The sequence below is a fragment of the Gracilibacillus sp. JCM 18860 genome (assembly GCF_055395245.1).
Genome location: NZ_AP043868.1, coordinates 3520777 through 3542111, shown reverse-complemented (window position 1 = coordinate 3542111; position 21335 = coordinate 3520777). Strand labels below are relative to the sequence as shown.

Here is a 21335-nt window from a genome sequence, read left to right as displayed (position 1 = left end):
GGTCATTATTTTCCATTTAACTATAACGAATAATATTTTAAAAATCAATATTTTTTTATTGTTTTACGATAAATTTATATTGTATAATAGGATATATAAAGATTTAGATGAGGTGGAGAAATTGAATTTCAAAGTGCTATTTAAAGTGGCATCAATTATTTGTCTAATAGGTTTTTATTTATTTATTCCAATAACAATTTTTGTGATAGCCTATCACATTGGCTACATCTGGTTTCCAGAAACCAGCTTCACGAAAAGCTTCGGTATTTATGAACCCATGGTTAGTTATTTAACGATTACATTTACCGAACAACCAGAGCTTATCATGGAAGAAAATTATCAGATCCTATCCTTTTTCAGCTCTATTACACTTTTTTTGACAGGTTTAATTCTCTTTTGGGTTTTGTATAAACTGTTTCAAAACATTCACAAGGAAAGCCTATTTGTCGATAAAAATGTCATTTTATTTTATTGGTTAGGATGGACCATGCTTATTTTAGGTACTATTTCTTTTTATTTGGATGGACTTCTCTTTGACAAAACATTAGCAATGCTAGAGATTGAAAATGCGACTGTTTCCTTTTCAAATATAGATTATATTGAATCCATATTCTCTGGTATTACCTGTCTATTGATCGGGGCAGCACTTAAGACAGCCGTAAAAGCAATCGAGGAAAACAAATACACGATATAAAGTGAGCGATGGAAATGATTAGAATTAGATTAGATGTCATGATGGCAGAGCGTAAAATGTCGTTAAATGAATTATCTGAAAAGGTAGGGATCACCCCTGCCAATTTATCCATTTTAAAAAATGAAAAAGGGAAAGCGATTCGAATCAGTACGCTTGATGCACTTTGTAGAGTGTTGGAATGTCAGCCTGGTGATTTGTTGGAGTATACAGAGGATGAATAATCTAAGTATATCTTGAGCAATCGAGAAGAAATCCTTGGTGGTCGTTTATGATAAACTGTTGGTGAATGAATTTTATTATCTTTTGTTAAGGAGGTTAGAACATGAATAATTCAGTTCATGATAATGTCCTAAAGCTTTATCAAACACTAATAGATGCTTGGAATAATCGTGATGCAAAAAAAATGGCTGAACAATTCACAGAACAGGGAGTACAAATTGGCTTTGACGGAAGCAAGGTAATTGGACAAGAGGAAATATTTTCACACCTTACCCCCATCTTTGAGGATCATCCTACTGCCCCTTTTATTACTAAGGTTAAGAATATAAGGTCTTTGGGGAGTAATACCGTAATTTTACATGCTATTTCCGGGATGGTTCCACCTGGAAAAACAGATATTGAGCCTGCAACGAATGCTCATCAAACACTAGTTGCCGTGAAAAAGGGGAGTGATTGGCGTATTGAGCTCTTTCAAAATACCCCCGCTCAATTTCATGGTAGACCCGAGCTAGTTGAGGAAATGACTGAAGAGTTAAGTCAGTTACTTTAGACTGTTCTTTAAAGATCGATAAAGTAACCAACATCCATCAAAAGTTTTATCTTATTCTAAAAGGAGGGCGAAGCTACATATATTTTGGACCAGAACAGAGTTCTATCCTGTTCGTCTATCTCTAAAAATTTTAGCAGGAGCCAAGACTTACTGTGCTCCTACTTCCTTTCTTTGTCTTACTTCTTTAACTTTTTGCCACATCTTACACAATGGTCATCATATATTGAAATTTTATGAATACCTCTCATTTTACATTTTATTATTTTCTTTAACCATTCCACCAGAATACCTCCTCTTCTCCGTTGAGCTCTAGGCTCCCTTCTCTAGGAGTCATGCGTGAATGTAAAAATAATCGTCCCTTATAAATTCGAATTCATCACCCTGAAACTGGGGGTTTTCTTACATTCCATCCTAACCATTAAAAATCAGTGATCTTTGTTTAAAAATCAGAGATGCTATTGACCGGAAATTAGTCGGTTATTAAGCTAAGCATAACTTCTATGTTTGTGACTCCCTTAAAATGAAAGCGTTATCAAACTAAAGGACTAGATGGTTGGTATGCCTTAAGGAGGTGATAAATGGAAAAGTTAGAGATTTTGACCTACACCTCAGACTTACATATAGATCAATGATAACAGGAGGGATTTTTGGAATGAAGAGAATTTCTGTATTACTGATTATCGTCATGATGGTAAGCCTTCTACCCGTATCCAAACCCGAGATTTATGCAGAGATGGATGATGCTTATCTATTTGATTTCGGTTCAGAGGATAGTCCTGTAGCAGAAGGTTATGAACAAGTGAGCAATTCCATGCTATATGAGGAAGCAAGAGGTTATGGCTTGGATAAAACAGTTGACCAACGTGACAGAGGAAAGCCCGATGACGTGAGACGTGATTTTATCATTGGGGAGGATTACACTTTTACGCTTGATATACCGAATGGCGAGTATTTTGTCCGAATCATTGCAGGTGATGAGATTGCCTTTAATCGTTCCAGCTTTATCATTAATGGTCAAGATCATGGAAACATTACCTCAGATGGTGGGGAATTTGCTGAATTAACAACAAATGTAACCATTACAGACGAGAAATTAACGATTAATATTGGGGAGAATGGACGAATTAATGGCTTAGAAATTGTGCCAATGACAGCCATTGATACCTTAGCAATCGATGCGATTACCTATTCCCCCGATAGCACTGTAAGCTTATCATGGGAGCCAAACTCCGCTGCAAGCTATTATACTATTTATCGTAAACCAAAAGATGCTGACACGTATGAGAAAATCGATGAAACAACTGATACAAGCTTCACCGACACATCTGTAGAAATTGGTTATTCCTATACGTATGCTGTAACAAGTGTACATCAGTCGGGAATAGAATCAGAAAAAAGTAATGAAGTAACCGCCAAAATAGTAAATGATGAGGTAGCACCACCTCAAGCACCAACTGGAATATCTGTGGAGGATTTAGAGCTAGAAAAAGTAGCATTAAGCTGGGATCCGGAAGAAAATGCAAACCAATATTATATTTATCGGGCTAGCTATGATCCTGATGATTATCCAGAAGGTGCGGTTACATTTGAAAGAATTGGATCTACAACAAAGACAAACTTTACTGATGAAAGTGTTTTAACCTATAACCACTATTATTACCAGGTGCGAGCGATCAATGATGGCGGGGTATCAGAAGCATCAGAAGTGGTGGAATCTCCTATTACAGAAGTGTTAAAACGACAAATGGAGCAATTAGACCGTGCATTAGTTGCAGTCGAATCCGATGATGGGGTTTATGTTGGCTGGAAGATGCTTGGAACCGATCCAAAGGATGTGAAGTTTCATCTGTTCCGTGATGGTAAAAAAGTAAATAAAAAGCCAATTGAAAACAGTACGAACTTTTTTGATGAAAACGGAACTGCAGATTCCACTTATCAAGTACGAGTAATCAAAGGTAGTGGCTCCAAATTAACGAAAAAGGCAAAGGTTTGGTCGAAAAATTATTTAAGTGTCGCACTAGATAAACCAGAGGGTGGCACTACCCCAGACGGTGTGGAATATACCTATAGTGCCAATGATGCAAGTGTTGGGGACCTTGATGGTGATGGAGAATATGAAATCGTCTTAAAATGGGATCCATCGAATTCGAAGGACAACTCCCAAAGCGGCTATACCGGAAATGTTTATCTTGATGCATATGAGCTAGATGGAACGAAATTGTGGCGTTTAGATTTAGGAAAAAACATTCGTGCAGGCGCCCACTATACCCAATTCCTTGTCTATGATTTTGATGGTAACGGAAAGTCTGAGGTTGTATTGAAAACAGGAGATGGAACCATTGATGGGCAAGGGAATGTTATTGGCGATCAAGAAGCAGATTATCGTAATAGTAGCGGCTTTGTTCTTGAAGGACCGGAATACTTAACCGTATTCGAAGGAGCAACAGGAAAAGCACTTTCGACTGTTGATTACACTCCTCCAAGAGGGAATTTGAATGACTGGGGAGATAACTATGGTAATAGAGCAGACCGCTTCTTAGCTGGCGTTGCCTATCTTGATGGAGAACGTCCAAGTATTATTATGGCTCGTGGCTATTATACGAGAGCCGTACTTGCAGCCTACAACTGGCGTGATGGTGAATTGTCACTTGAATGGGTTTTTGATAGTGATGACGAAGGAAATGAAGAATATGCAGGTCAAGGGAATCACCAATTAGCAGTAGCCGATGTTGATCAGGATAAAAAAGATGAAATCATCTATGGAGCCTCTGTCATTGATGATGATGGTACAGGCTTGTATTCAACTGGCTGGGGACATGGGGATGCCCTACATGTCAGTGACCTAGATCCTAATCACCCCGGATTAGAAATTTTTCAGCCACACGAAAGCACGCAAATCCCCATTGGCTATGGGATACGTGATGCAGCAACAGGTGAAAAGCTATTCGGCGTTGACCTTAGATCTGATGTTGGTCGAGGCTTAGCAGCAGATATCGACCCACGTTATGATGGTGCAGAATTTTGGGCCTCGACTAGCTGGGATGGAAGTGCGGGAAATGGACTACATGCAGCAAACGGAGAACTTATTTCACAAGAAAAGCCACGCTCGATCAATCATGCTGTTTGGTGGGATGGAGACCTCGGCCGTGAATTACTGGACCATACCTTTGATCCAGACAATGATCCACATGGTGTAGGTCGGATTGATAAATGGGACTATGAAAAAGAGGAGCTTGTAAACTTACTAACACCAGAAGGAACAAGAACTAATAACTGGACGAAAGGTAACCCGTCTCTCCAAGCCGACATTTTTGGCGATTGGCGTGAGGAAGTGATTTGGCCATCTTCAGATAGTGAAGAATTACGAATATATACGACAACCGATTTAACAGAGGAAAAAATTTATACACTAATGCACGATCCTGTCTATCGATTATCTGTTGCATGGCAAAATGTCGCTTATAATCAACCTCCACACACTGGTTTCTTCTTAGGCTACAACATGAAAGAAGCACAAAGACCAGATATTGTAACAGGTGATAAATTATTTGGGCGAGACAAGGAGTGATATGGAAACAGCGAGAGAGTTGCTCTCTCGCTGTTTTTTTGGATAGGTGTTTTGATGATAATGTGTGAGCTTAAAGCATGGAATGTGGTGTAATCTATTTATATTGTGAAATCGAATGGTAGGATTGTGCGGTCATTATGATGATTGTGGCATTCCTTAAATGGGATTGTGAATTCGTATGTTTTTTATCGATCGTACTGCCCCTGTAAGTTTTCCTACAGAGACAGTTTATAATAGAATGAATATTTATGCACCATATCGCTCTTCCTCGATTTGTTCTAATGTTTTCCCACGGGTGTTCGGTGTCATTCCTATACCAATAACTAAATGGATTGCTAAGAAGATGATCATCACCATTCCTGCTACAGTAAAGCTTAGCTTTTCCATTAAGATAGGTAGGATGAAAGACCAAACAGCAATACCACTTCGCACAATAAAATACATGAGCCCTTGAGCCGTTGCACGATATCTAGTGATAAATAATTCGCTAGTCCATAATGCATAGAAGGCTTGAGCTCCAATCCCTGCTGCAGATCCCCATAGCACTACAAATAATATTAAGGTTACCCAATTCATTGGCATAAAGGTTAAGATTAGCCAAGCCACCACTCCCATAACTGCACCTAACCCAAATAGGAAGCGTTGACTTACCTTATCCCCTAGCTTCATAAAGCCAAAATAGGTGGTGAGTACAGTAAGGAGCCATAGAAATGCTTGCAATAAATTAGCTTGACCATTACTCAAGCCACCTACATTTTCGTAAATGTACGGCATAAAATAACCCATCGCTCCTGCCGTTAAATTCCAAAATAGGTAAATACCGATCAATAAAAAAAGAGCTTGACGATTCACTTTCAAAGCAAAGAGATCTTTGACAGAGCTTTTCTTCAACTTGGCTTCTTTCAGTTCTAATTTCTTCTTTTTATTATCCTCAGACCAAATTTGTGATTCAGGTAAATCTCGCCTTAAATACCACGTAATAAACGCAACGACGAATAAATGGAAGAAGATTAGTCTTGAACCAAGCAATTCAAGTGGCTCAAGTAAAACAGCTAAGAAAAACGTAATGGTCGGGCCAATGGACCAAGCTAATTGCGCAGCTCCGACACGTGCGGCTCGTTGTTTGGATGGTGCTTCCTCTGCAATGTATGTCCATGAAACAGGAACCGCTACCCCGACTGCTATTCCAGTGATGATCGTACCAATGAGGAGCATCGGGAAATTGAAAGACAGCATAATCAATAAAATACCAAACATATAAACAAGCAAATCATAATTAAAGACAATCTTTCTACCAAATTTGTCGGTAATATATCCACCTAGCAATGCCCCAATTGCTGCACCTAATGCATTGGCACTTAGCGCACTCAATAGTCCGACACCGACACTATCAATATTTAAATAAGCTTGCCATAATGTTAAACTACTTGCAGCAGCAATGATGGCACCAGCTTCAATATAATTGGCCATCGCTATAGCAATGGTTGCTTTCCAGCCTGTTGTTACTCTTTTTTTACCATTTCTCATGGTTGTTCCCCCTACTCTCTTGATGTAATGTTAATCCATATGAAATACTTCTTTAAGATCGATCGTAACAGGACTTTTATCTGAATTCGTTTCCATTAATGGTTCCATAAAAGCCCACCATTTTTGATTGATCTCGGTTGTGGCCATTTTACTCCACTTCTCCTCATCTTCGATTTCCACATAGCCAAATAAGGTACTCGTAGCTTTATCCAAGAAAATAGAATAGTTCTTCGCCCCATGATTGTGTAATTCCTCCACCATTTCTGGCCATATCTCTTGGTGTTTTTTCTCATATTCCTCGTGCTTATCTGGATATACTTTCATCAAAAACCCTTTACGAATCATTTTCTCACCTCTCTAAATTGTTGTTATCGCTTTCATTAGTTTCAATATAATCTATGATTCTATAAGTAAGAATAAAACCTACCGCCAAAAAAGTCAACCTAAACAAACGTAAATAAAATGAAACAAAAGTAAATTAACTAGAAATACCTACCATATCAACATTTGAAATCTATGGATCTTAGTCTTGAAATTAGCAAAAACGACTATCTCTCCCAATCTTCGTACAAAAAATGGAAGCTATACGTCAAGATTAGAATGGAAAAAATTACTTTATATGTTTTCCCACATGCAAAATCGGGAATCATTAATATAATGAATAGGTTTTTTGGATGATTATAAAAGAAGTATAAGCAAAACTAGGCATTCGCTAAGGGACAAGTGATGGCTAAGTTTTTCTGACATAAAATAATGATAGGAGGATAACGGATGAGCAATCGATTTACTAATAAAGTCGCCATCGTCACTGGAGGAAGCTCCGGAATTGGACGTGCTTCCGCTTTGGCCCTTGCAACAGAGGGCGCAAAGGTTTGTTTAATGGATATAAAAGAGGAAAATGCCGAAAAGGTGAAAGAAGAAATAGAAGCATTAGGTGGACAAGCAATGGTTATCGATGTCGATCTATCTGATTCCCAACGAGTACAACACGGAATGAAAGAGGTTGAAAATAAATGGGGACAGCTTGATATTGTATTCGCAAATGGAGGAATAAATGGAGTTCTCGCACCTATCGAGGATTTATCTCCTGAGGATTGGGACAAGACGATCCATACGAATCTAAAAGGAACCTTCCACACGATCAAATACGCTATCCCTTTAATGAAAGAAAACGGTGGTAGTGTTATTATTACAAGCTCTGTTAATGGTAATCGTGTTTTTTCCAATTTTGGCATGTCCGCTTACAGCACTTCAAAAGCAGGTCAAATGGCATTTGGTAAAATGGCAGCATTGGAGCTAGCACAGTATCAAATAAGAGTGAATATTATTTGCCCTGGTGCTATCGAAACCAATATAGGTAAAAACACGGAAAAAACCCCAGAGCTAAAAAAGATTAATATTCCTGTTGAATATCCTGAAGGGGATAAACCGTTAGAGCATAAACCCGGAAAACCAGAACAAGTAGCTGATCTTGTCACATTCCTTGCTTCAGATGATTCTAGTCATATAACGGGGACAGAAATGTTTATTGATGGAGCTGAGTCTTTGTTGTAACAGATAAAAAGTAAGTGCCTCGTACATAACTAAATAGGAAGAAGGAGAATCCGAACAATCTTCTGACTGAGCGTAGTCAAAATACGCAAACTCCTGCGGGAACAGCACGAGCTGAAAATCCACTTTGCAAAGCGGTTTTCTATACAAAGTTAGCTGATCGCAGTACCCACGGTATAGGAAACACTGTGAAAGTTTACTTGAGCAGGTGTTGACTTATGCCCATGGATAAAAGCGAAGTATTTTGACAAAGCAGTTTTAGTGCACAAATATAAATGTTCGGATTTTCCTTTTTTACTACTCTTTTGCCCCAAGCCCCATTTTAGACTAAATTAAATGAGGATATTTTTTCATAATATTTCAGTATTGCACTGTGATCCTTATCTGCTTCTCCATCACTTATTAGCTTCTCGATAAATTCTGTTACCATTTTAGTTAATGGCATTTTCACATCTAAAGATTGGGCAGTTTCTAAGATGTTTTTTAAATCTTTTCTGTGTAGTTCAAGAGTAAATCCTGGCTCAAAATTACCCTCCATCATAAGTGGAAACTTACTTTGTAATGCATTACTTCCTGCTAAGCCAGAATGAATTGCTTCATAAATGCTTTCTGGATTCACCTCACATTTCGCTCCCAATAAGAAAGCTTCTGAAACCACAGCTATATTTACGGCAACAATTGACTGGTTAACAAGTTTTGCCACATTACCACTACCAATTTCTCCAACTAATGTTACATTGCTTCCCATCGCTGACAAAAGATCATAATAATTTGAAAAATCCTCTTTATAAGCACCTACCATTATGGATAATGTGCCATCTATCGCTCTTGTTTCTCCACCACTCACTGGGGCATCCATCATACGAATACCCTTTTTAGCAAGTATTGAAGCAATCTTCTTTGTAGTTACAGGAGAAATGGAGCTCATATCAATTACCATTTTCCCTTTTGATAATCCATAAATAGCTCCATTGTCTCCAAGAAGCACTTCCTTAACCTCTGGTCCATTTGGGAGCATGGTAATAAGTACATCAACCTTTTTTGCCACATCCATCGGAGAAAATGCTACTTCTACTCCCTGCTTGCTCAGCTCTTGAACAGAAGCTTGACTTCTATTATATACGACCAAGTCATATCCACTTTTTATTAGGTTTATAGCCATTGGTTTTCCCATAATCCCAAGACCAATGAATCCAATTCGTTTCATTCTATCACCCCTAAATGATTATTAACCTTTCACAGAACCTAACATCACACCTTTAGCAAAATGCTTTTGTAAAAATGGATAAACAACTAAAATAGGTAACATCGACAAAATAATGGAAGCCATTCGAATAGTTTCAGACGGTGGCTGTGTAGAGTCACCGGCTACAGCACCCCTTGAGGCAGCACCAATTGTCTCAGAGTCAATAACAAGAGATTTGACTAAAACCTGCAATGTCCATTTATCGGAATCCGTTAGATAAACTAAAGCTTGGAAATATTGATTCCAATGGGCTACAGCGAAAAACAGGGTGAACGCTGCTATAACAGGCATGCTCAATGGCAAGATTATTCTAAAAAAAACGCCTAATTCGTTACAACCATCCATAATTGCTGCTTCTTGAAGCTCTGCAGGTAGATTATCTATAAAACTTTTTACCACAATTAAACTCCACGCATTTGTTAAATTAGGTAAAATCAATGCCCATAAGGAATTCAATAAACCTAGTTCCTTTACGAGTAAGTAATTTGGTACGATCCCCGCACTAAAAACAAGTGTAAAAATTACACATCCCATTATAAATTTGATCCCTGGTACTTTTCTTTTTGTTAAGGCGTAAGCCATCGTTAAAGTAAATACTAAATTTAGTATTGTTCCAACAACCGTAATAAAAGTTGTACTTAGCAATGAATTAATGAAGCTAGCCGTAGATAATATATATTCATAAGCCGCTAAAGACCAATTTTCAGGAAAAAGATAAAACTTTAATGGTATATAAGAATCAGGATCTGTAAAAGAAACACTTAAAACATATATAAATGGAAATAAACAGATAACAGCTATAATCACAAGCAAAATGTAATTAACCCAATCACTAACTGTTAATTTATTTTTATAGACAAAGCTCAACCTTACAACCTCCTTCACAGGATTTAATATAGCCCTTCATAACCAAATCTCTTGACAATCCAGTTTGAGGAAACAACTAAAAGTAATCCGACAATCCCTTTAAACATTCCAACTGTTACACCAACACTTATTTGGCCCCGTAATATACCTTGCGTATAGGCATAAGTATCAAATACCTCTGCTACTTCGCGAACTACTGGACTGTACATTAGCAATACCTGTTCAAAACCTACATCCATCATGCTACCAAGACGCAAAATTAATAAGATAATGATCGTTGGCCTTATGGCTGGTAGTGTTATATGCCAGATCTGTCTCCATCTATTTGCTCCATCCATTACTGCTGCTTCGTATCTTTGTGGGTCTACTCCTGCAATTGCGGCTAAGAAGATAATGGTCCCCCACCCAGCATCCTTCCAGATGCTTTGAAGGGTTAATAAAATCCAAAAGAATTTAGGATTTGACATCAGAGCAGCTTGTTCCATATCCCATTGATTTAACAATTTATTTAGTACCCCTACATCTGCTGACAGCATGAAGTAAGTTATACTTACTACAACAACCCAAGATAGAAAATGAGGTAAATAAACGATCGATTGATTTACTCGCTTAAATACTTCATGCCTCACTTCATTAAGCATTAATGCAAGAATTATAGGGAGAGGGAAGTAAAATACAAGGCTAAAAAGATTAATTAATAAAGTATTTCGGAACATCATATAAAACTGTTCACTTGAAAACAAATCAGTAAAATTCTTAAATCCTACCCATTCACTACCTAAAATCCCTTGAAACGGATTATACTCTTGAAAAGATAGTATTAATCCCCACATAGGAATAAATTTAAAGACAATTAAAAACAGTAAACCAGGTAAGATCAAAAGGTATACATATCTATATCTTATCAGCTTTTTTAATAGCTCATTAGATTTAGAGGAAAGCTTTGTTTCCACTCCAAATTCGTTCATCTACCTTTCTCCTTTCTATACAAAAATTAAATGGATAACCTTCTTTAAGACGGGCTATCCATTTAATTGAAAAGATCTTACTTAATCAGAAATTGACAAGAAACGCACGTTTATTAGAAGTGACTTGTTTTACAAACAAGCCTTATCCATGGATAATTATCAAATGCTTAGCCCATAGCAAATTAGTCTAATTGCAATTCCCGCTCCTTATATGGTTCATAAGCTTCAGCAAACTCTAAAAATGCTTGTTTTATTTGGGCATCATTTCGTAATCCCTCCACATATGCTCTAAAGTCATCCATCGAAATATCTCCAACAATTGCTTGTGTTACTTTACTATCAAATTCACTTTGATAATTCGGCCAAACATCTACCCAAGTAGAGGAATATAACCAATCAAATGGATTCTGTTTACCCAACTTTTCATACCCTGCTACTTCCTCTTGTTTTGCGAGATTCTCCTCTTTAGACGCACCTGGATAATGTACCTCAGCCCACTTTTTATATCCAGGAGTAAAAGGCTGCATAGAAGTTGTATTTATTTGCTCCGTTCCTAAATCATTTAATACCTTCATGCCATCTTTTATTTCATGATGCACCCCTTCTATTCCGTAATATGCAAGCTCTGTCAATTCTTCACTTGCTGTTTTTTCAAAATAATGAAGTATTTCCATTACCTTTTCCTCTGGAACCTTTTTAGAAATATAAAATGCTCCACTCGAACCAACAGCTAATTGCGCTGTATAACCACCTGGCCCTTCTAAAGGTGGAAGTGTCATCAGCTCTCCTTCTGGCTGTATTTTTTTGATATCTTCCGTCCAAGGAAAGTCCCTATAAATACTGTAGGTATAACTAGCAAGTCTTCCTGATCGAAGCATATCTTGTCTTTGGAAACCATTCAGACCCGAGAATTCCTCTGCAACAAGTCCATCTTTATAAAGTCCCCTCAGCCATTCCACCATATCGGTATACTGAGGTGTTAAAGTATCTTTTATCATGCCACCTTCTTCATTGTAGGTTGGAGTTGCGGCACCAAATGCGATCATTAATGGACTTGTAACCCCTTCTGCTACACCAATAGTTCCTTGTCCACTAGGATCATTCTCCACAATTAAGGAAAGTGCTTCCTTATACTCCTCTAATGTTTTTGGAATGGCAATATCATATTTTTCTAGCCAATCCTTTCTTATCTTGATACCCGGCTCAATTAAAGCTCTTGACCTAGGGATTCCCCAGATATGGCCATCCCTAGTGACATAATCCCATATACCTGGCGTGATATTATTTTTTAAATTAGGAAATTCAGAGAAGTCATCTAGAAAAGGAGCTAAGTCCCAAAAAGCCCCCTGATCAATAGATTGAAGTAATGTTGGTTTTGTAAAATCTAGTTGCCAAATAACCTCTGGTATATCTCCTGAAGCCAGAACTAAGTCAAACCTTGTATCATATTCAGCATCCGGTACCCATACCATTTCTAATTCTGTATTTGTCCTTTCTTGTAGCTCCGAAAAAAATTCATTATCCATATCAGGAACTTCTGTAAACAATCCTGCCATCATTTCAATCTTTAAGGTATCATCGTTTTCTTCCGTATTCTTGCTATTCTCTTGATCTTCATTATTACTCGTCACTTTTTCATTACCGCAGCTAGCTAGAATAAAAATGAATATAACAACAATGAATCCACATAAAAGCAACCTTTTTACTGAACGATTCAAATTATTTCCCTCCTACAGATTCATGCTTTTAGTATAAGTGCCTCATAACTAGTTAATTTATCGATCTTAATCGATAACTGATTATTGTGCCTTTCATAGGAAATGTCACTTTCGTGCACTAAGCTATAAACATGTTCCATTTCCTTAAGATTTATGGCTAGATTAATTTCATTCATTACAATCGGCTCATGATACGTAGTCCCATTAAATCCAGAGAGATTTAATACTTGCAAAATATAGTTCTGATTATCATATTTGTTTAAAAAAATCTCTACATTTTCAGGAGCATTTGTTTCCAAAATGTAATCCCTTCCAATTATCTGATCCATTATGTCTGATAGAATTCTTTTATGGTCCTCAAATCCATGCTGGTAATAGAGGTTACCAATATCCCATGGAAGATAAACATTTGTGCTACTATCTTTGTGATTCCAGCCCATCCCATAATGTTCACCCTTGTAATGACCTCCAACTCTTTCAGGGGGACCAAAACGAGAAGTTTTTATATAGGGCAATAATAATCTGACATTTTGATCAAATACTAGTTTGGTAAACTTCCCATCAAGGAAAATCCAATCTCGATCATGAAAGCTCGGAAACATTTTTTTGTTCCTCACTTCCAAATAGTCTGCACGCGTTTTTGACTTTACTCCTTGATAACGACCACCAAAAATATAATGGAGCATATTTTGATTAGCTTCATCTTTTATAAAAGATTGCCCTGTTGCAATAAGTGAAACTCCATTACCTTGAACATTTTTTACTACTTTCCACTCATTTTCACTTAAACTACTTAGATTAGGAAAAATAATAAGCTTATATTTGTCGAGTGGTTGTATAGGAGCTAATAAATTATCTTTCTTTATAACGTCGAATATAACATGCTCTTCCTTTAGCATTTTATAAATACCCAAGTATTCCTTCATCGAACTGCTTTCATTAGGCTTAATTAGTAGTACGTCTGCCATAGAAGAAAAATTTCCAAAATACTCTTGGTTTTTTTGATGAAATGCAAATATTTCTTTTACCGCCTCAAGATTATTTCGATCAGGATAATCTTCGAATACACCTATGATACAAAAATCCAATCCTGAACCACTTGCTAAACTCTCATACAATCTTATCTTGACCTCATGTTTGGAAACACCAACAAAACGATAAAAAATATCGACTGCATTAATGACACAGTTACTTATCAACTTATTTTTCCACGAATTCTCAACTGATTGTACATTTTCTGAAGCAGAATATAACCATTTGGGATAGTGTCTATCTATTGCTGTATTTGACTCCTTTCGCACAATATCTACCTTATGATCGTGGTATGTTGAGATTGCTATGTTGTTATTTTTAGTTTTTACTAAATGATGAATTCGTTCTAACATTTCTTTTGTCGTTACGCTTTTAAATGTAAGATAATCTTGAAATACCTTATCCTCTAGATTCTCGTCAACTGGTAAGTCATGGCCAAACATGGCCTTAAACCTTTTCCGGCAACTTTCACAATGGCAAATGCCGTAATAATTATTGCTGTAATCCCTAGTTTGATAACCAAACATATTAAAAAATATTCCGTCCACGGCATACTGCTCGATAACCTCTTCCATTATTTTTAAAGAATATTCCCTCTGATAAAAACCATTTACACATGTATGAACCATTTGGTTGTAATTAACTATTTCTTTATCTTTGGTTCTATAAAACCAATCGGGCTGTTCTAGAAAAATGCTTTCATGCGCCTTACTGAAATCAAATCTTGCGATAAATTTAATCTTATTTTCATGACATTTTTGAACCACTTCTTGAACCAGATCTTTCTTTAGATAAGGTGATTTATAATGGTATTCTAGTTTTGTTGGATAAAAAGCCTCTATCCCCCCAGTATTTAACATAAGTGTATTTGCTGAAAAATCCTTGAGCTGTGTAATTAATAAATCTACATCTAAATCAGCATTTTCTTCACTAATATTGGTTTGTATAAGCCTAAGATGATTTTCTGACCACCAATTCAATATGATTCACCTCCCTATATTAATAAAATGAAAGCCTGGTACCATGCTTCGTTATTTAGCATAGCATCCGTTAACTCTATTTGTAAGCGCTAACTTTTTTGTATTTATTCTGTTTTTTTTGGATAAAAAAAAACACCTATATGATAAAGGTGCTACTTGGTTGCTTTTTAAATTGCCCAGGAGTTAATCCAGTCATTTTTTTAAACAATTCACTAAAATAACGATGATTAAAATAACCAACTTCTTCACTAACTTCTGCTACACTCTTTCCTTCTTTTAGCATTACTTTTGCTTTTTCTATCCTGATTTTTGTTATATATTTAATATAAGTTAGCCCGACTTCTTCTTTAAATAGAATGCTAAAATAGGAAGGGTTCATTTGAACAATGGAAGCTACCTCTTCAAGAGATATATCCTTCGAAAAGTTTTTGTCAATATATGCACATGCTTTCTGGACAGATATATGTTTTTGTTTACTCCGTAATACTTTCATCCAATCAAGCATTTCCATAAAATGACACTTTAGCCATTTTTCAATTGCATCTAATGAATTTAATTTTTCCAGTTCAACATGTGGTATATAATTGTCTTTTTTCCACGTGTACTCAACGCCTGTTTCTTTCACTACTTCTAAACCTAAATAAATCAGCCTTAAACATTCTTGTTTCATGACATCTGGTGATAAATTATTGTGCTTTATATCATTTAGAAATTTTTCTACAAGTGTTGAGATACTTTCACTATTAGCTGACCTAATGCTAAAGATAATGCTTCGTTCTAAAGTTGTTAATGTATCAGATAGTCGATGATTAAAATCCAGTTCATTGAAGGCTATGATCCCAGTTTCTTTAACGAACCCACCCATTTTCAAAGCATCCTGTGCTTCAACGTAAGACCTTCTTATATCCTTAGGATGGCGATAAGTGGCACCAATACCAATTAAAACATTTAATTCCGTTAAGCCTGCTAAGAAATCTGATAGTTGATTCTTGTCTCCACTTTGAATCCAAATAATGATCGTTTTTTTTCCTTCAGTAACAAGTAATGTCTTAATATCTAGAATTTTTCTAGATGACATTAAAGCTTTCTCAATATCAAATGAGCAATTCGGCTGACATACCCCAACAGTAACTCCAGTGATTTCTGATGCCTTCATTCCAACTACCTCGTACCACTGATCCTCTGTTAACATATCTTGATTTAAAATATCTATTACTTTTTTCGCTGTGATAAGACTTTGGGAGTCATGCCACTTCTGTTTTAAATCCTTTAATTCATTATTGGCTTGAATTTTTTTCATTGCCTTGTCCAAGCAATTTTCGATTCCTTCTATGGTTATTGGCTTTTCAAGATAGTCAATCACATCAAGTTGTATTGCCTTCTTATAATATTCTATCTCATTAAAGCCGCTCATAATAATGCAATATGTGGACGGAACTATTTTACTTATTTTCTCTATTAAAGTTAAGCCATCTAGACCAGGCATACGTATATCAGTCAAAATAATATCAGGCTGATGGTCTTCTATCAGTTCCAATGCATCTATACCATTGGTAGCTGTACCAACTAATGTTAGTTCCCATCTAGCCCAATCAATAAGATCTTGAACGGCATCCAGCACTAAAATCTCATCATCAAAGATAACTACTTTAACCATTATTTTACCTCCTGATCCAATGAAATTCTAATCGTTACGATCGTGCCTTTATCGTGTTCACTTTCAATTTCCAACGAATAATTCTTTCCATATAAGAGTTCCAAACGCTCTTTTACATTTTTAATACCATATCCTTTATTCAAAAGATTTGTATTTTTCATCCCTATACCATTATCCTCGATTATAAAAATCATTTGGTCGTTTTCCATATAACCTGTTAGTTTAACGTATCCTTCTCCCATTTTTGCTTCTAAACCGTGGTAATATGCGTTCTCTACAAAAGGTTGAAGTATTAATTTTAATATCATCTTATTCTTCATTCTAGTCTGAACATTTTCAATATATTTGAATCGATTTCCATAACGTATGGTCTGGATAGAACTATAGTGTTGAATATGATCCAACTCTTCTTGAACAGTAAGTAATTCTTTTCCTCTGTTTAAACTTAATTTAAAGCTTTCAGATAAGGAAATTGTCATTGTTGCAATCTCACGAACATTGTTTTTGATTGCCATCCAATAAATGGCGGAAAGGGTATTGTATAAAAAATGTGGCTTTATTTGTGCCTGCAATGCTCTTAATTCTGATTCTTTCTCTTTCAATCTGGATTGTAACAACTTTTCATTTAAGTCGATATTATTTTTTACAAGTATTTTAATTTGCTTACCAATATTTCCAACTTCATCATTACCTAATCCCCCCAAATCTTGTTGATAATGAGTTATATTTGCAACCATTTTTTTTAACTTTATCAATGGCTGAAGGATAGTGTCGGACAGATAGATAGAAATAAAAACGGCAATGATAACCATTAATCCAGCGAAGGTAAAGGTAATTACCCCAATTTTATTAGAATCTTTCAATAAATAATCCTCATTAATTAAATGGATATAAGACCAGCCAGTGATCGGGTTCGTATAGCTACTACTTAAGAATCCCTTATTCTCTAGCGCTTCAAATTGTGAATTCTCCAACTCGTTGAGTACTGTATTAGAAAACTCCTTGTTTTGATTATTAATGTAAACTGATACAGGAGAAGAACGCTCGCTACGATCTACTATCATAAAGGTAGTTTCTCCATAATTCATGGAAATTGCCTCAAACATTTTCTTACTTAAATTGATAACGAGCACACCCAGTGCATCCCTAGATAAATCATTTGGATTTCGTAATAATTTCACAGAAGAAAAACTATCATTACTTCCATTTAGTATATTATGGCTAAGAAAAATCTCTTTCCCCCTTGCCTCTTTAGCACGATGGTACCAATCCTTTGTTTTGATCTCTTGAACATTATTGAAAAAATAAGATCCTTTTCTAGATATACCATAGCAATACGACTTATCCTCGACATCAAAAAGGCATACAGATTCGATATATTTAGTATTTAATGTATATTGTGAAAGAATATCATTTAGAATAATGGCAGTTTCATAGTAATCAGTTGAACCATTTGCCACAAGCAAGAGTTCGTTTCTAATCTCTTCATTCGATAAAATTAACCTATGTAAATTAATAACACTTTCATATGTGAGCTCTGACATTTCGCTAGAAGTCCTTAATAGATCTTGATAATTTTGAATATGATTTTCCACGATTGTTTGTTTGGATATGTGATAGGAAACAGCACCTAACAAGAACATAGAAGGGATGGATAGTAGGATCAATGCAACCCAAAAACGAGTTCTTAGCTTTTTAATTCCCGGTTTCTTAAGGAGCTTATCTCTCATTCGTTTTCCCCCTATATCGAGCATCACACCTTACTGCTAATTCCAAATCCATCACTTTTATAGCAAGCGCTTTCATTTTTTTTATCTATTATACTATAGATTTAAATAAAATTATGCTCCAATGCTATTAGTTGGGACATAAGAATAAAATTAAAGGACTAAACAATCTCATGAGACTTGTACAACATAGAGGGGAAAAGTGTGGCTGGTATTGTATTTACTCTGTTTTAATTATAATTCGCTATTGTTATATTGGATTTGCAGAAAAATATGAGTGGGGGTACTTGCTGGGAGAGAAGAAAAAAAGGGCAAGAGGTATTTTTTAGTCATTATTCTTGATAGGAGTATACTCCCTCTTCCCCTCCCTTGAGATTGAGTTATCTATTATGACTGTTTATCATTCACATTTAATCTCGGAGCACTAATCCTATCTAATTGTTCAACCAAGTTTAGTAGAAGAAAGCCATTACCTTCAGCACTTTTCCCATTTCCAAGTGGCAGAGTTCGTCTAATTAGTTGAGCATAGATCTCTGATTCGATGAGGGACCGATCAAATTCTTTTTCACTTAAATTAATGATTAAGGCTAAAGCACCTGCTACAAAAGGTGCAGCCATGGAGGTTCCTGACAGTTTTGCAAATTTATTATCTAGGTATGTTGATAAAACATTTACACCAGGAGCTACAAGATCTACTTCATTATGACTATTCGAAAATGGAGCAAGCTGTAAGTTCGTATTCACCGCACCGACGGAAATAACTTCATTATATGCTCCAGGATAGGCATATTCAAATGTATCCTCTTGGCCATCCCCTTCATTTCCTGCAGCTACTACAACGGATACATTATGATTAACAGCATTTTGAATCGCCTCACGCATTTCAGGTACATCATTAGGACCACCTAGTGACATGCAAATCACTCGAGCTTGTTCATTTTTTGGACCTCGCCATTCCACTGCATAATTGATCGCATTTATGATCCATCCATAATCACCAGCACCATCTTCTGTTAATGCCTTTATACTTAAAATTTTTGCTTTTGGAGCTACCCCAACGACCCCATCACCATTAAGGCTTGCTGCAACGATACCCGACACATGTGTTCCATGACCATTATTGTCTTCAAAGTTGTTAACATCTCCATTATGATCTGTTGTAAAATTCCTTCCACCAATTATTCGATCCTTAAGATCCGGATGATCGGTGTCGACCCCAGTGTCTATAACAGCAACCACAATGCCTTCACCCTCATTGCTTTTCTCCCAAATGGCAGGTGCCTGTATAAGTTGGACCCCTTCTGGTGTTTCATTTGTACTATCCTCAATCGACTGAATGGTATAAGGTATCAATTTAACTTTATTTTCCACCATCTTCCTCCTCTTTCTAAAATATATTAAAGTTTATAGCATATACATTTAACATTTTTAGGTAATTCTACATCAGAAGATAGAGAAGATATAAACATTATCGAGCAAATCTACTTTTTAATCAGTTGATTATTAATACTAGCTTATTATCTACATACAATATTTATTCCTATTATATCATAAGGTGGTATTAATTAACATTTACAGAGTGCAATATCGCAATTAGTTCTTTAACCATTAATGAATAATTTGTCTATTTTTCCATCATATTAGAGAAGACTACACTATCATTTGAGGAGGAATTGATATGAAAAAGGGTAACAATATCTCAAGCATGCAGGATCAAAACCAATTGGCACAAGCACAGCAATCGATTTTGCATTTGCAGCATGCCATTCACCAAGCACAAAGTCACCCAAATGAGGAGATCATGCAACAAATAAAGCATTCTCTAGAACGAGCGAAAAAATCACTAGCACAAGCTGAGAGTGTAACCGATGACGATAATGCACTAGACTTAGTTCGAAGGGAATTAGCACAGCAAGAGGAAACATATCAGGAAATCTCAGATCGAGGAATTTAACTTAAGCTTTTATTGCATCGACAGTTTTAATTGCAACAGAGATATTGGACAGGTAACTAGCTCCCTGTCCAATATCTTTGTATATCAGTCACTTCCACCGTGAAATTCTAAATTCTTGTCCAATATATTCGTTTATTAGCCAATTTCATCACGGGATTCCAACGCTTTGTCCGATATCTTCGTTTATTAGCCACCTCTAACGCGGGGTCTCAGCTGTTTGTCTGATATCTTTCATTTCATTCAAATTCTGGACTTCGGTAAATACTTGTTGTCTTCAAGAGTAAATCACCAAAGCTAAACTCTGGTGATTCATTTAAAAACTACTTGTATCTTCGAAATTTTTGTATAGAAGAAAAGCCTAATCATACAACGATATAGGCTTCCCCTCCATTATGAAGAGACTTCCTGAATATCAAAGGAAAGAATTCGTTCCGTAGCAGGATTATAAAGGACGGTTCCTCTCACCTTGATTTGCTCCTGTGGAGATTGTAGTGTGTATTCATATACCTCTCTCGTTTGATTTGCTGCTGGCTGTGTCTTAGAAATGGAATTGTAATTTGTCACATTATAACCTGGATAGGCTACTTGAACGACCTCTAGCAAATATTTACCCCACTTTTGTTGCTCTAACGGCGGCGATGGCTGAAACTCAATAGAAATAACTCCTACGGAAGGGTTTGCTCCTAATGTTTCAAAGGCTCTACGATGTAAATTGATCGTTGTTTGAGGAGATCCAGGAACTTTATCTACGATGGTGACAATAATCTCTCTTCCATTTTGAGGATTACGTATTTTCAATGTTTGTCCACACTGGTATGGAGAATTTTCACTGACAGCTGCCGTCAAATATTGCCCATAGGACCACGGAATCCCACATTGCGTTACATTTCCCCCATTTGTCCATGTTGCTCTCCCTTGAATATAATTTTGACGATAGACTTTTTCTTGATAATATGGGTAAGGAGCATTTGAATACATAGGATAAGGGTTATAAAAATCTTGATACATATTATCCCTCCTGTTTTTATCATTTAGAATATTGTATGACTGATAGTAGGATATTTGTGACAAAAACCT

The 21335-nt window shown here is 36.2% G+C and carries 17 protein-coding genes; 6 read left to right on the top strand and 11 right to left on the bottom strand.

The features are described 5' to 3' along the window. The first annotated feature begins 121 nt into the window (after nt 1-121). From ACZ5R4_RS17585 to ACZ5R4_RS17570, 4 genes are all read left to right on the top strand, one after another. The gene (locus ACZ5R4_RS17585) at nt 122-694 is read left to right on the top strand and encodes a DUF2975 domain-containing protein (protein ID WP_146202419.1); all 573 of its coding nucleotides are present in this window, start codon (nt 122-124) and stop codon (nt 692-694) included. Nucleotides 695-708: 14 nt separating this feature from the next. Next, complete coding sequence (locus tag ACZ5R4_RS17580; protein WP_109983092.1) at nt 709-915, top strand: helix-turn-helix domain-containing protein; 207 nt, start codon at nt 709-711, stop codon at nt 913-915. 101 nt (nt 916-1016) lie between these two features. Then, nucleotides 1017-1463 carry an SgcJ/EcaC family oxidoreductase gene (locus ACZ5R4_RS17575; protein ID WP_054788381.1) on the top strand — a complete coding sequence of 149 codons (447 nt, stop codon included), beginning with the start codon at nt 1017-1019 and terminating at the stop codon, nt 1461-1463. Nucleotides 1464-2115: 652 nt separating this feature from the next. Beyond that, the gene (locus tag ACZ5R4_RS17570) at nt 2116-5031 is read left to right on the top strand and encodes a rhamnogalacturonan lyase family protein (protein ID WP_464367724.1); all 2916 of its coding nucleotides are present in this window, start codon (nt 2116-2118) and stop codon (nt 5029-5031) included. 246 nt (nt 5032-5277) lie between these two features. Here ACZ5R4_RS17570 and ACZ5R4_RS17565 read toward each other — a convergent pair whose 3' ends face one another. Both ACZ5R4_RS17565 and rhaM read right to left on the bottom strand, forming a co-directional pair. Further along, a complete protein-coding gene (locus tag ACZ5R4_RS17565) occupies nt 5278-6558 on the bottom strand; it encodes an MFS transporter (protein WP_109985225.1) in 1281 nt (426 codons plus the stop codon). Between the two features lie 30 nt (nt 6559-6588). Next, entirely contained in the window at nt 6589-6903 is a 315-nt protein-coding gene (rhaM, locus tag ACZ5R4_RS17560) for an L-rhamnose mutarotase (protein ID WP_054861076.1), read from the bottom strand. A 426-nt stretch (nt 6904-7329) separates the two neighbouring features. Between rhaM and ACZ5R4_RS17555 the strand changes: the two genes are divergently transcribed. Further along, nucleotides 7330-8112 (top strand): SDR family oxidoreductase, encoded by a 783-nt coding sequence (locus ACZ5R4_RS17555; RefSeq protein WP_464367723.1) that lies wholly within the window; start codon nt 7330-7332, stop codon nt 8110-8112. Nucleotides 8113-8431: 319 nt separating this feature from the next. Here the strand turns inward: ACZ5R4_RS17555 and garR are convergent, their stop codons facing one another. The 8 genes from garR to ACZ5R4_RS17515 form a co-directional block, all read right to left on the bottom strand. Continuing rightward, the gene (gene garR, locus ACZ5R4_RS17550) at nt 8432-9316 is read right to left on the bottom strand and encodes a 2-hydroxy-3-oxopropionate reductase (protein WP_054861077.1); all 885 of its coding nucleotides are present in this window, start codon (nt 9314-9316) and stop codon (nt 8432-8434) included. A gap of 21 nt (nt 9317-9337) precedes the next feature. Continuing rightward, nucleotides 9338-10222, bottom strand: a complete 885-nt coding sequence (locus ACZ5R4_RS17545) for a carbohydrate ABC transporter permease (protein ID WP_109985223.1) — start codon at nt 10220-10222, stop codon at nt 9338-9340. A 23-nt stretch (nt 10223-10245) separates the two neighbouring features. Next, nucleotides 10246-11190 (bottom strand): ABC transporter permease, encoded by a 945-nt coding sequence (locus ACZ5R4_RS17540; RefSeq protein ID WP_109985222.1) that lies wholly within the window; start codon nt 11188-11190, stop codon nt 10246-10248. A gap of 182 nt (nt 11191-11372) precedes the next feature. After that, complete coding sequence (locus tag ACZ5R4_RS17535) at nt 11373-12908, bottom strand: type 2 periplasmic-binding domain-containing protein (protein ID WP_464367722.1); 1536 nt, start codon at nt 12906-12908, stop codon at nt 11373-11375. A 20-nt stretch (nt 12909-12928) separates the two neighbouring features. After that, entirely contained in the window at nt 12929-14920 is a 1992-nt protein-coding gene (locus tag ACZ5R4_RS17530; protein WP_464367721.1) for an alpha-amylase family protein, read from the bottom strand. Nucleotides 14921-15056: 136 nt separating this feature from the next. Further along, nucleotides 15057-16577 carry a response regulator gene (locus ACZ5R4_RS17525; RefSeq protein WP_054861083.1) on the bottom strand — a complete coding sequence of 507 codons (1521 nt, stop codon included), beginning with the start codon at nt 16575-16577 and terminating at the stop codon, nt 15057-15059. Continuing rightward, complete coding sequence (locus tag ACZ5R4_RS17520) at nt 16577-18307, bottom strand: sensor histidine kinase (protein WP_181397617.1); 1731 nt, start codon at nt 18305-18307, stop codon at nt 16577-16579. Before ACZ5R4_RS17520 ends, ACZ5R4_RS17525 begins: the two co-directional genes overlap by 1 nt. Nucleotides 18308-18691: 384 nt before the next feature. After that, nucleotides 18692-19678, bottom strand: coding sequence for a S8 family peptidase (locus ACZ5R4_RS17515; RefSeq protein WP_464367720.1), 987 nt, complete (start codon nt 19676-19678; stop codon nt 18692-18694). 304 nt (nt 19679-19982) lie between these two features. On the opposite strand from ACZ5R4_RS17515, the gene ACZ5R4_RS17510 reads away from it, so the two are divergent. After that, a complete protein-coding gene (locus ACZ5R4_RS17510; protein ID WP_054861087.1) occupies nt 19983-20258 on the top strand; it encodes a hypothetical protein in 276 nt (91 codons plus the stop codon). 390 nt (nt 20259-20648) lie between these two features. On the opposite strand, the gene ACZ5R4_RS17505 is transcribed toward ACZ5R4_RS17510, so the two are convergent. Next, nucleotides 20649-21266 carry a DUF3889 domain-containing protein gene (locus tag ACZ5R4_RS17505; RefSeq protein ID WP_277678082.1) on the bottom strand — a complete coding sequence of 206 codons (618 nt, stop codon included), beginning with the start codon at nt 21264-21266 and terminating at the stop codon, nt 20649-20651. Nucleotides 21267-21335 lie beyond the last annotated feature (69 nt).